At 59.6% G+C, this 12,003-nt stretch carries 11 protein-coding genes, 2 tRNA genes and 1 pseudogene; all 14 read left to right on the top strand.

The genetic code is table 11. The features are described from left to right. Window positions 1-155: 155 nt before the first annotated feature. Entirely contained in the window at window positions 156-1,448 is a 1,293-nt protein-coding gene (gabT, locus tag ACA056_RS15540; RefSeq protein ID WP_497265861.1) for a 4-aminobutyrate--2-oxoglutarate transaminase, read from the top strand. Between the two features lie 95 nt (window positions 1,449-1,543). Continuing rightward, window positions 1,544-2,200, top strand: coding sequence for an HAD family hydrolase (locus ACA056_RS15535; RefSeq protein WP_497265859.1), 657 nt, complete (start codon window positions 1,544-1,546; stop codon window positions 2,198-2,200). 45 nt (window positions 2,201-2,245) lie between these two features. Next, on the top strand, window positions 2,246-2,734 hold the full coding sequence (locus ACA056_RS15530; protein WP_008055821.1) for an Lrp/AsnC family transcriptional regulator: 489 nt from the start codon (window positions 2,246-2,248) through the stop codon (window positions 2,732-2,734). A 394-nt stretch (window positions 2,735-3,128) separates the two neighbouring features. Continuing rightward, a complete protein-coding gene (locus tag ACA056_RS15525) occupies window positions 3,129-3,899 on the top strand; it encodes a DUF4198 domain-containing protein (RefSeq protein ID WP_497265856.1) in 771 nt (256 codons plus the stop codon). Window positions 3,900-3,927: 28 nt separating this feature from the next. Continuing rightward, window positions 3,928-5,133: an acetyltransferase domain-containing protein gene (locus ACA056_RS15520; RefSeq protein WP_497265854.1), complete on the top strand. Its 1,206-nt coding sequence runs from the start codon at window positions 3,928-3,930 to the stop codon at window positions 5,131-5,133. 66 nt (window positions 5,134-5,199) lie between these two features. Beyond that, window positions 5,200-6,543, top strand: a complete 1,344-nt coding sequence (locus ACA056_RS15515; protein ID WP_497265852.1) for an OprD family porin — start codon at window positions 5,200-5,202, stop codon at window positions 6,541-6,543. Window positions 6,544-6,905: 362 nt separating this feature from the next. Further along, window positions 6,906-9,467 carry a nitrite reductase large subunit NirB gene (gene nirB / locus ACA056_RS15510; protein WP_497265850.1) on the top strand — a complete coding sequence of 854 codons (2,562 nt, stop codon included), beginning with the start codon at window positions 6,906-6,908 and terminating at the stop codon, window positions 9,465-9,467. Continuing rightward, window positions 9,467-9,847, top strand: a complete 381-nt coding sequence (nirD, locus tag ACA056_RS15505; protein WP_497265848.1) for a nitrite reductase small subunit NirD — start codon at window positions 9,467-9,469, stop codon at window positions 9,845-9,847. Before nirB ends, nirD begins: the two co-directional genes overlap by 1 nt. Then, complete coding sequence (locus ACA056_RS15500) at window positions 9,844-10,284, top strand: CBS domain-containing protein (RefSeq protein WP_497265846.1); 441 nt, start codon at window positions 9,844-9,846, stop codon at window positions 10,282-10,284. Before nirD ends, ACA056_RS15500 begins: the two co-directional genes overlap by 4 nt. Before the next feature lie 154 nt (window positions 10,285-10,438). Beyond that, window positions 10,439-10,882: a CopD family copper resistance protein gene (locus tag ACA056_RS15495; RefSeq protein ID WP_046027234.1), complete on the top strand. Its 444-nt coding sequence runs from the start codon at window positions 10,439-10,441 to the stop codon at window positions 10,880-10,882. Beyond that, a pseudogene (locus tag ACA056_RS15490) lies at window positions 10,876-11,047 on the top strand (DUF3079 domain-containing protein). The gene ACA056_RS15495 and the pseudogene ACA056_RS15490 overlap by 7 nt, the downstream one beginning before the upstream one ends. A gap of 204 nt (window positions 11,048-11,251) precedes the next feature. Continuing rightward, window positions 11,252-11,325: transfer RNA gene (locus ACA056_RS15485), tRNA-Cys, on the top strand. A 195-nt stretch (window positions 11,326-11,520) separates the two neighbouring features. After that, window positions 11,521-11,607 (top strand) — tRNA-Leu (locus tag ACA056_RS15480). Window positions 11,608-11,773: 166 nt separating this feature from the next. Next, window positions 11,774-11,974, top strand: coding sequence for a hypothetical protein (locus ACA056_RS15475; RefSeq protein ID WP_497265844.1), 201 nt, complete (start codon window positions 11,774-11,776; stop codon window positions 11,972-11,974). Window positions 11,975-12,003: the final 29 nt, after the last annotated feature.

Genomic DNA, 12,003 nt, shown 5'->3' with positions numbered 1-12,003 from the left:
TTCGGCGGGTGAAAGGAATCTGCCGTTTGGCAGGGTGAAAACAGTCGATCCGAATTTCTCAGGGGCCAAGTTCGGCGTAGATCGTTTCGCGCAAGGCTTAACCTGAACACCATCGCAACCACCTCCCGGTTGCCGGACTCACGATGGGAAATGCCATGAATAGCAAAGTCGACGAAACCCCTCATTTGCTCCGTCAGCGCGATCAATTCGTGCCGCGTGGCCTGGTGACCGCTCACCCGTTGGTGATCGATCGCGCCCAAGGTGCCGAGTTGTGGGACGTGGACGGCAAGCGCTACCTGGATTTTGTCGGCGGCATCGGTGTGCTGAACATCGGTCACAATCACCCGAAGGTGGTCGCTGCGGTGCAGGCGCAATTGCAAAAGGTCTCTCACGCCTGTTTCCAGGTGGTGGCCTATAAGCCTTATCTCGATTTGGCCCAGCGTCTGTGCGAAATGATCGGGGGCAAGGAAGCGTATAAAGCGGCGTTCTTTACTTCCGGTGCCGAGGCGGTGGAAAACGCGGTGAAGATCGCCCGCGCCCACACCAACCGCTCGGCCGTGATCGCCTTCCGCGGCGGCTTCCATGGCCGTACCTTGCTCGGCACCACGCTGACCGGCATGAGCCAGCCGTACAAGCAGAACTTCGGGCCGTTCGCGCCGGAGGTCTTCCACACTCCGTATCCGAATGCCTATCGCGGCGTCACCAGTGAGATGGCGCTCAAGGCCCTCGACGAGTTGCTGGCCACCCAGGTTGGCCCTGAGCGTGTCGCCGCGATCATCATCGAACCGGTGCAGGGCGATGGTGGTTTCCTGTCAGCACCGGCGGCGTTTCTCCAGGCCCTGCGCGCGCTGACGGAAAAGCACGGCATCGTGCTGATTCTCGATGAAATCCAGACCGGTTTCGGCCGGACCGGCAAGTGGTTCGGTTTTCAGCACGCCGGCATTCAGCCGGACCTGGTGACCGTCGCCAAGAGTCTGGCCGGTGGCTTGCCGTTGTCCGGGGTGGTCGGCAAGGCCGAGATCATGGACGCGCCGCTGCCCGGTGGCTTGGGCGGCACTTACGGTGGCAACGCCTTGTCCTGCGCCGCCGCGCTGGCGGTGATCGAGGCCTTTGAGGAAGAACAGCTGCTGGCTCGCGGCGAAGCACTCGGTGAGCGTTTGCGTCAGGGACTGGTGCGTTTGCAGGCCCGTCACGGGCAAATCGGCGACGTGCGCGGCACCGGGTTCATGCTGGCGATCGAGTTGATCAGGAATGACGAGGCCCGTACGCCGGACGCCGACCTGAATCAGCGACTGATCGATGAAGCCCGGGCCGGCGGTTTGCTGGTGATCAAATGCGGGGTGTACCGCAACGTGCTGCGCTTCCTCGCACCGTTGGTGACCACCGAAGAACAAGTCGATGAAGCGCTGCAGATTCTTGAAGCGGCATTGGCACGGGTCTTGAACTGAGCTCATGGCCGCTCGGGGCGGTGCCACAAGGCATCGTCCGTGAGCGTTTATGGAGCATGGATTGATGGAATGCATCATCGGAGGCTTTGCGCACCATGGGGCTGACTGATTATCGAGCACTGCTCATCGATTGCGATGAGGTCCTGGTCGATCGGGACTCGGGTGTCTGGACGGCACTGCAACCGCTGCTGGACAGCCGAGGCGGTCACCCGGACAAGGAACAGGTGCTGGCCGAATACAGCGAGGTGGTGCGTGCGCTGTATCCGCGTTTCGCTGAACTGGGCTTTAGTGGCGTGCTGTGTTTTGCCCATCGCCAGTTGGCCGAGCGCTGGGGCCTGAAAGCCAGCTGGGAGGAGGGCATGAGCTTTGCCCGTTCGGTGGCGGGCTGGTCGCTGTTCGAGGACGCACCCGGGGCGATGTTGTACCTGCGCAAGTTCTACCGCTTGCTGGTGCACGGCGACCGGGATGCCGAGGATCGAGGGCTGCTCTGCGAGCGACTAGGGATCATGCCCGACGATTTCATCTCACTGGCCAGCGACCCGTTGCTCGATCCAGAGTGGTTGAAGGCCAACGAACTTGAACCTGGCAGCATCCTGCACGTGACCCGACCTTCGGCCGATCGACAGGCGGCCAAAGACGTGTGCCTGATCTGTCGCGGCCGCTCAAAACAGCCCACGCCGTGCGCGGCGGATTACTGTATTAACAGCATGGCGGATCTGGTGGCTCAGCATCAGCTGTCTTTACGGCGCTGATTTTGCTAGAAGATTGTCTTACAAACGGCAGTCAAGAGGTACGCAATGGAAGGGTTAGTCAAACTGGACCGAATCGACATCAGCATCCTGGTGGAGCTGCAAAAGGACGGGCGCATGACCAACGTCAGCCTGGCCGATGCGGTGGGGTTGTCGGCCAGTCCCTGCCTGCAACGGGTCAAACGGCTTGAGTCGGCCGGCTATATTTCCAGCTACAAGGCGCACCTGAACCTGGCCAAAATCACCGATTCGGTGACGGTGTTTACCGAAATCACCTTGAGCGACCACAAGCGCGAAGACTTCGCCAAGTTCGAGTCCAATATCCGTCTGGTGGACGAAGTGCTCGAGTGCCATTTGATCAGCGGTGGCTACGATTACCTGGTGCGCTTCATGACCCGCAGCATCCAGCATTATCAGGAGGTGATCGAAAGCCTGCTGGACAAGAACATCGGGATCTCCAAGTACTTCAGTTACATCGTCATCAAGTCACCGGTGCTCAAGGACGGCGTGCCGTTGCGTAAACTCCTGCGCCACTGACAGACTCCATTCCCAAACCCAATACAGATTACCTGTGGGAGCGGGCTTGCTCGCGAAAGCGGTTTGTCAGTCGACATTTCTACCGACTGACACGGCCTCTTCGCGAGCAAGCCCGCTCCCACAGTTGCATTTGCAATGCACTGCGTTTGGACATTGGGCCCGCACAACCGACCAAGGCGCTTCATCCTGGCGCAAGCCGCATAAACGGCTGTTTCAAGCCACAAAAACAGTTGCCGATTGCCCCGTATGCGCTGATTTCAGAGCAAAGCGCAAAAGTCTCTGCGCTGTAATGCGTACAGAGAGAGGGGCGCGGTTTTTGAAGTCGCTGATTCGACAGGATGAGGCGGCTGCAACAAATCGCTGAACAACACCAATCGGAGCGTAAAAAATGCGAATGAGCAACGCAAAAGCACTATTGGGTTACGGCGTCCTCCTGCTGGCGAGCAGCAGCGAGGCGCATCAAATCTGGTATGAACAACCCCCCGGGCAACCCCTGGCGTTGTACTACGGGGAATATGACAAGAACATGCTGGAAGTCACGCCGGGCGGGATGGACCGGTTCCAGCAACTCAAGGGCTGGTCGATCAGCAACCGGTCCCAGCCGTTAACACTGACCTTGCAGCGTCAGGCCTTTGCGGTGGCGCATCAAACGCGGGCAGATGACTCGCTGCTGGCCCAGGACCCGCACTATCCGATCTTCGACCTTCATGAGGCCGACAAGACGCTGAAGACCTACTGGACACCGGCGACCCGTTGGGTCGGTGACTTGCGCGCGCGCACCCCGGAACTGACCCTGGACATCGTGCCCACCGGCGTCGCCGATGCAGGCAAGGCGCAGTTCCAGGTGTTCTATGCGTCCAAACCGTTGGCCGACCAGGACGTGGTGTTGGAAACCGGCTCCGGTGAAGTGTTCACCCAGCGCACCGATGCGGCAGGCAAAGTCAGCTTCGAGCTGCCGTGGCAGGGCACTTACGTGGTGGCTGTCGAATACAAGGACCGCACGCCCGGCGAGCGCATCAGCCCTCAAGGCAAGGCCGAACCGTTCGATATAAAGAGCTTCAGTTCGACGCTGTCGTTCTATCGATCACAGGGCCAGACACCGTTGCCGCGTGCGCCGTCGCAGCTGCCGGCATCGGAAGTCGCCAGGCTCAAGAAACAGGCCTGATCCCTCGACCACTACATGAGTGACTGATATGACCCCATCTTCAGGATTGGCAGGGCAGGCGACAACCGCTTCCCCTGCGCTTGCAACCAGTGCCGTCAAGGCCAACACCCGAATGCTGGCGATCGACGCCTTGCGCGGTTTCGTCATGCTGTTGATGCTGATCGACCATGTGCGGGAAACCTTTCTGCTGCACCGTCAGGTCACCGACCCGATCGATGCGTTGAGCGTCACGCCGGACCTGTACTTCACCCGCATGCTCAGCGAGATTTGCGCGCCTGCGTTCATCTTCCTCACTGGTTTGTCGGCCTGGCTCTACAGCCAGAAACACACGGCGAAAGAAACCTCGGTGTTCCTGCTCAAGCGCGGGTTGTTCCTGGTGTTTCTCGAAGTCACCTTCGTGTGCTTTGCCTGGAACGCCGAGTTCCCGCCCAAGACCCTGTGGCTGCAGGTGATCTGGTGCATCGGCATCTGCATGATCGTGCTCGCCGGGTTGCTGCACTTCAAACGCAGTTGGTTGATTGTGCTAGCCGTGGCGATTGTTGCCGGGCACAACCTGCTCGATGGTGTGACCGTGGGGCCGGAGTCGCCGTTCTTTGTGCCGTGGTCGATCCTGCATCAGCGGGTGTTCATCGACATCACCGAGTTCACCCGGGCCCGCACCACGTACCCGGTATTGCCCTGGATTGGCGTGATCCTGCTGGGGTGGGGGATCGGGCCGTGGTTCGGCAAGGACGTGGACCCGGCCGAGCGGATTTCCCGCCTGCTCAAACTGGGCGCCGGCCTGCTGGTGGCGTTCGTGTTCATTCGCTACTTGAACGTCTATGGCGAGAAACCCTGGGTGCAGACCGGTGACTCGTTGCGCACCTTCATGAGTTTCATGAGCGCCAAGAAGTACCCGCCCTCGCTGATGTTCCTGATGCCGACGATTGGCCTTTCGCTGATCTTGCTGGCGCTGTTCGAGAAGCTGCAGGATCGCTGGTCCACCGCGACCCTGGCGATTTACGGCGGGGCGCCGATGTTCTTCTATTTGCTGCACTTGTACGTACTCAAGGCCATGTACCTGGTGGCAGTCGCGATCTGGGGCGCCAATCAAGGTGCCTACTATGGCTTCGATAACCTGCCCACGGTGTGGCTGTGGAGTGTGATCCTCGGGGTGTTGCTGTTCTTCCCGACGCGCTGGTTCGCCAACCTCAAACAGCGCCGCCGCGATATCGCGATCCTCAAATACCTCTGACGTGCCCAAGGGTGTCCCCCGTTCGGCGGGACACCTTGCAGACCCCGAATTCTGTGGAGTTGCACTGTGAAAACCCTATCGACGCATACCCTGCTATTGGCATTGGGCGGGCAGTCCCTGCTCGCCCTGGCTTCAGAGCAAGACACCGCAAAAGGCTTTATCGAGGACAGTCAATGGAGCCTGCTCAACCGCAGCCTCTATGACCGTCGCGACTATGAACACGGCTCACTGAGCAATGGCGCGCGCAATGCCTTCAAGCCCCGCGCCGAACGCAGCGACCTGGCCGAGGAGTGGGCTTACGGCCTGATGGCCGATTTCACCTCCGGCTACACCGCCGGCACCGTGGGGCTGGGGCTGGACGCCCATGTCTATTCCGGCTGGCAACTGGACAGCGGCGGCGGCCGGGCCGGCAAGGCGCGGGTGTTGGGCGTGGACAATGACGGGCACCCCAAGGATGAGTTCAGCCGAGGCGGCGCCGTGGCCAAGCTGCGGTTTTCCTCGACGGAATTGCGTTACGGCGAGCAGCGGGTGAAAACCCCGGTGTTCGGTTCATCCGACAGCCGCTTGCTACCGGAGACCGCCACCGGCTGGCTGCTGACCAGTCGCGAACTGCCCGCCACCACCCTGTATGGCGGGCATTTCAACGAAAGCACCGACCGTAACGCCACCAGTCATGACCAGGGTTTTGTGGTCAATTACTCCAACGGCAAACAGGGCGACAGCTTCGATCTGGTGGGGGTGCGCAACACGGCGGTCAAAGGACTCAACGCCAGCCTGTTCAGCGCGGACTACGCCGACACCTGGCGACAGCACTACCTTGGGGCGGTCTACACCCAGCCATTGGCGGAAGGCCAGGACCTGATCTTTGATCTCAATCTGTACCGAACCCAGGACACTGGTAAAGCCTTGTCCGGTCGCATCGACAACACCACCTGGAGTTTGCTGTCGACCTACAAACTCGGCGCCCACAGCTTCGGCCTGGGCTATCAAAAGGTCGATGGCGACACGCCTTTCGATTACGTGACCCGTGGCGCGATCTACCTGAGCAACGCCGTGGCACTGTCCGATTTCAACGCGCCCCGGGAGGCTTCCTGGCAAGCGCGCTACGACCTGAACATGGCCGGTTACGGCATTCCCGGCCTGACCTTCGGCGCACTGTATGTTCGCGGCAGCGGTATCGACGGCACTCACATGGACCCGAACGGCGGCTACAAGTGGCTGGGTTACGGGCAGGGCGGCAAGCACTGGGAACGTGATCTGCAGGCCAAATACGTGGTGCAGTCGGGCGTCGCGAAAAACCTCGCGTTCAGCCTGCGCCATGCGGTTCATCGCGGGAACGCGGCGCAGGCGGAGCTGGACGCCAATCAGATCCGCCTGGCGATCGAATACCCGTTGGGCGGCAAATTCTGATCCGGAACGGGATCGCCTTTGTGCACTTTTATAAGGCCGCGCATCCCTGCGCTGCACTATGCGAAGGCAAACATCGGGCGTTCATGGACACCTGTGGTCAACGTTTACTGGCGCAAGGACTGCCATTGGCCAACTGGCACAAAGTCTGCAAGACACTGTTCAGGCCCACTGTGAACGCAGTCGAGTGGGCAGCCCCCTCGGTCAACGACGATCGATTGGCCGAACAGGTCGTGGGCAACATCGGTGGATCCGGCATAGATGCCTGACCTGGCACCGTAAATGAACAGGCAAAGACGCCTGGAACCGCAAGGTTTCAGGCGTTTTTTTTTTGCTTTTTGAACAGCTATCGACGGGTGTCTCTTATGAATTCCAATGTTGCCACTTTGAACAAGCTGCAAACGCTGATCGTGATCGGCAATGGCATGGTCGGACATCATTGTGTCGAACAGCTGATCGAACGCGGTGCCCTTGATCACTATCGGCTGCACGTGTTCAGCGAGGAGCCGATGCGTGCCTACGACCGCGTGCACCTTTCCGAGTATTTCTCCGGCCGTGATGCCGAGTCGCTGGCCCTCGGTGAAGCGTCGCTGTACCAGACACCGGGCGTCACGCTGCATCTGGGGGTGCCGGTCCTCGAAATCGACCGCGCCCGCCGCCAAGTGATCACCGCGCAAGGCTGTGTCTCTTACGACAAATTGGTGCTGGCCACCGGGTCCTATCCGTTTGTGCCGCCGATCGAAGGCGCCGAGGGCGATTCGCGGCTGGTGTATCGCACCCTTGAAGACCTCGACGCCATTCGTGCCGCGGCAAGCAACGCCCGACGCGGTGTGGTGGTCGGCGGTGGGTTGCTGGGCCTGGAAGCCGCCAACGCCCTGAAAACCCTGGGGCTGGAAGCTCATGTGGTGGAATTCGCCCCGCGCCTGATGCCGGTGCAGCTGGACGAGTACGGTGGCCTGGCGCTCAAGGCGCAGATCGAACGCCTCGGCGTTGGTATGCACCTGTCGCGTGGCACGCAATCGATCAGTGCGGGCGAGGAATACCGCTACCGGATGAATTTCGCCAATGACGAATTCCTTGAAACCGACCTGATCGTGTTCTCCGCCGGTATTCGTGCGCAAGACGCACTGGCCCGTCAATGCTCGCTGGAAGTCGGCCCGCGCGGCGGTGTGGTGATTGACGACCAATGCCAGAGCAGCGATCCGAACATCTACGCCATCGGCGAGTGTGCGGCGTGGAATGGCAGTATTTTTGGCCTGGTCGCCCCCGGTTACCAAATGGCGCGCGGTGTTGCCGCACTGTTGTGCAACGAAACCGCCGAGCCGTTCATGGGCGCGGACATGTCGACCAAGCTCAAGCTGCTGGGCGTCGATGTCGGTTCCATCGGCGACGCGCACGGCAGCACGCCGGGCGCGCGCAGTTATCAGTTCATCGACGAAACCACGGCCAGCTATCGTCGCCTGGTGGTGGACGCGACCGGCAAGCACGTACTCGGTGCGGTGCTGGTCGGTGACAACAGCTACTACGACACGCTGCTGCAATACATGCAGAACGCGATTGCGCTGCCGGCGGAACCCGCCAGCCTGATTCTGCCGTCGTCCGAAGGCGCGCCGACCCTGGGCCCGGGCGCGTTGCCCGAAGCGGCCACGGTGTGCTCGTGCCACAACGTGACCAAGGGTTCCATTTGCTCGGCCATCGACGGTGGCTGCACCGACCTCGGCCTGCTCAAATCGCAGACCAAGGCCTGCACCGGTTGCGGTGGCTGTGCCGGGCTGCTCAAGCAGGTGTTCGAACATGAGTTGATCGCCCGTGGCGTCAGCGTCGACAAGAGCCTGTGCGAACACTTTGCCTATACCCGCCAAGAGCTTTATGCGCTGGTGCGAGTAGAAGGGGTGATCACCTTCGAAGAACTGCTGACCAAGCATGGCCGTGGCCACACCGGTTGCGACGTGTGCAAACCGGCGGTGGGCTCGATCCTCGCGTCGTGCTGGAACCAGCCGATCATGGACGCCTCACTGGTGCCGCTGCAGGACACCAACGACACCTTCATGGCCAACATGCAGAAAAACGGCACCTATTCGGTGGTGCCACGTATCCCCGGTGGCGAAATCACCGCCGACAAACTGATCGCGATTGGTGTGGTGGCGAAGAAATACGACCTCTACACCAAAATCACCGGCGGCCAGCGTATCGACCTGTTTGGCGCGCAGTTGCATGAATTGCCGGACATCTGGGCCGAGCTGATTGAAGCCGGTTTCGAGACTGGGCATGCCTACGGCAAGTCCACCCGCACGGTGAAGTCTTGCGTCGGCAGTACCTGGTGCCGTTATGGCGTGCAGGACAGCGTGCAAATGGCGCTGACCATCGAGGACCGCTACAAGGGCCTGCGCTCACCGCACAAGCTCAAATTCGCGGTGTCTGGTTGCACCCGGGAATGCGCCGAGGCCCAGAGCAAAGACGTTGGCGTGATCGCCACGGAGAAAGGCTGGAACCTTTACATCGCCGGCAATGGCGGCATGCGCCCACGTCACGCCGAGCTGTTCGCCACCGACCTCGACGATGCGACCCTGATCCGTTACATCGACCGTTTCCTGATGTTCTACATCCGCACCGCCGACAAATTGCAGCGTACCTCGGTGTGGCGCGAAAGCCTGGAGGGCGGCCTCGATTTCCTCAAGGACGTGATCATCAACGACAGCCTCGGGCTGGGTGAAGAGCTCGAATCGCAGATGCAACTGGTGGTCAACCGCTATGAATGCGAGTGGGCCAACGCCCTCAAAGACCCGGAAAAACTCAAGCGCTTCCGTACCTTCGTCAACGATAAACGCCCGGATCCGGACATCCACTTTGTCCAGGAGCGCGGCCAGCGGCGCCCGATCATGGCCACCGAACTCAACCTTATCCCTGTTATCGAGGAGATTGCCTGATGAGCCAGTCCAATACCCAACGCATCGATTCCCTGGAAAATCCCGAGGCCTGGCAAACGGTGTGCGAGCAACAGGACCTGGTCAGCAACTCCGGCGTTGTCGTCTGGCTCGACGGCGCGCAAGTGGCGCTGTTCTACTTGCCGGGTGCTGAGGGTCGGACCCTCTATGCCATCGACAATCATGACCCGCAATCCGGGGCGAATGTGATCGGTCGCGGGTTGGTGGGCAGCATCAAGGGGGATCTGGTGGTTGCATCGCCGATCTACAAACAGCATTTCCGCCTTGAGGACGGCAGCTGCCTGGAGTATCCGCAACAGCGTCTGCGTGTCTGGCCCGTGCGGTTGAACAGCGGCGTGGTGGAAGTCGGGGTACACTTATGAAAACAGCCGCACAACTGCTGAAACTCAAGGTCGAGCAAAATCGGCAGGTGCATAGCATCGCGCCCGATGAAATGGTGGTGGAAGCCTTGAGGATAATGGCTGAAAAGAACGTGGGTGCGCTTCCGGTGATCGAGGGTGGGCAGGTGGTCGGTGTGATCAGCGAGCGTGACTATGCGCGCAAGGTGGTTCTGCAGGGGCGCTCTTCGGTCGGTACGCCGGTGCGCGACATTATGAGCGCGCCCGTGGTGACCGCTGACAGTCAGCAGAGCATCGAGCGTTGCATGGCGGTCATGACCGACAGCCATCTGCGTCATCTGCCGGTGGTGGATGGTGGCGAGCTGATTGGGTTGTTATCGATTGGAGATTTGGTCAAGGAAGCTATCGTTGAGCAGGCGGATCTGATTCGGCAGTTGGAGCATTACATTCGCGGGCACTGAACGGGTCGGTGCCACGGTGAATGGGTTTGCGCGTTTCTTGATCGGTGTCAACCACATGGACAAGCGGTCTCTGTAGTCTCCAGAGACCGACAGCCAGTGCGCTCACCCCCTGTTCGCCGTGGCGCGGGTTGCCTTGACTCAAGGCGAAAACTCCATGATCTATCCGCTGATTCTGACCTTGCACCTGTTTGCCGCGCTGATTTTCATCGGCACAGTGTTCTTCGAAGTCCTGTTCCTGGAAAGCATCCGCAAACAGTTACCTGCCAGGGTGATGCTGCTGGTGGAGCAGGGTATCGGTCGCCGGGCCCGCTCGCTGATGCCGTGGGTGTTGCTGGTGTTGTTCGGTGCGGGACTGGGCATGGTCTGGTTGCGTTACTTGCCAGCCCTTGCCTCACCACTGACCTCATCGTTCGGCACATTGCTGGCGTTGAAAATCGCGGTGGCCGTGAGCGTGCTGCTGCATTTCCTGGGCGCCATGTTTTTGTTCAAAAGCGGCCGAATGAGCCCACGCTACCTGCACTTCATCCATGGCAGCCTGTTTTGCCATATGGTCGTTATCGTGCTGCTGGCCAAGGGCATGTTTTACCTGACGTGGTAATCGGGGCTGACCGGTGGTGCGTTGTGCAGACACTGGCTTGCGCTTGATGGCTCCGACAGGTCGATGCATCCGGTCGAAATGATCGCGGACGATTGGTATTTGCATGGGGATTGGGGAATTGAACCGTTGATCGCCGTAGAAGACGATCCCAGCCGGAAGGGCTGAGCAACCCCCTTTAAACATAGAAACCACCTGACGGAATTTTTTTTGAAATCAAGGGGTTGCCAGCCTCGGGAAATCAGTACATAATTCACGCCATCGAAAGCACTGACCGCTGAAAAAGCTCAATGTTTTCAAGGGGTTAGATCATGAATCTTACTCCAAGTTTGTACGCGTTTGATGTTGTGCTACATGACATCAGATGTTTGAGGCCGAGTAGCAAAATGGTTATGCAGTGGATTGCAAATCCACCTACGCCGGTTCGATTCCGACCTCGGCCTCCACTTTAAACGAGCTCCGTAGATCTATGATTTACGGAGCTTTTTTATTTGCACTGTCCTGCAAGATTTAGTCTTGAAAAGGCCAGTCGCGAACTTGCTTCGCCGGGGCGGGATGTATATATTTCCCCCTCTGCTGCACAGGCGTCAGAACTGCCAGATCGTTATTTGACAGTCTTCAGACTGCTTCACCGCGCTACCGCCCGAATGGCGAAACTGGTAGACGCATGGGACTTAAAATCCCCCGCTCGTAAGGGCGTGCCGGTTCGATTCCGGCTTCGGGCACCATATTTATCAAAGGCTTACGCTTAACGGTGTAGGCCTTTTTTGTTGGGTGAGTGGTTTTCGTGTCTGTAGCGTATCTGTTAGACGGCCGCCACCTGTCAGGCATGATTCCGCCAATGCCGGGCGCCCCTACACTGACATACCGTGTCGAGCTTAGGAGGCCGAAGCCATGGACACCATCAGATGGGAAGCCATAGACAACAGCACCGCAGAGCTTGAAATCAACTACGGACAGAAAAGGGCAAGGATCAGACTTGAAAATCTAGTACCCGATACGGAGCTAGAGGCGAAGGCCTTTTATAAAAAGTGTCTGGCAGAAGTTTTTGCCGCGATCAATGCTGACGGTACGTACTGGACGGATCGCGGGTAGCGAATGAAACACCCCCATGTGCGCAGCCG

Source organism: Pseudomonas sp. LBUM1666 (assembly GCF_059695775.1).
The sequence above is the reverse complement of the archived record's forward strand: the minus strand, read 5'-3'. Positions and strand labels throughout refer to the sequence as shown.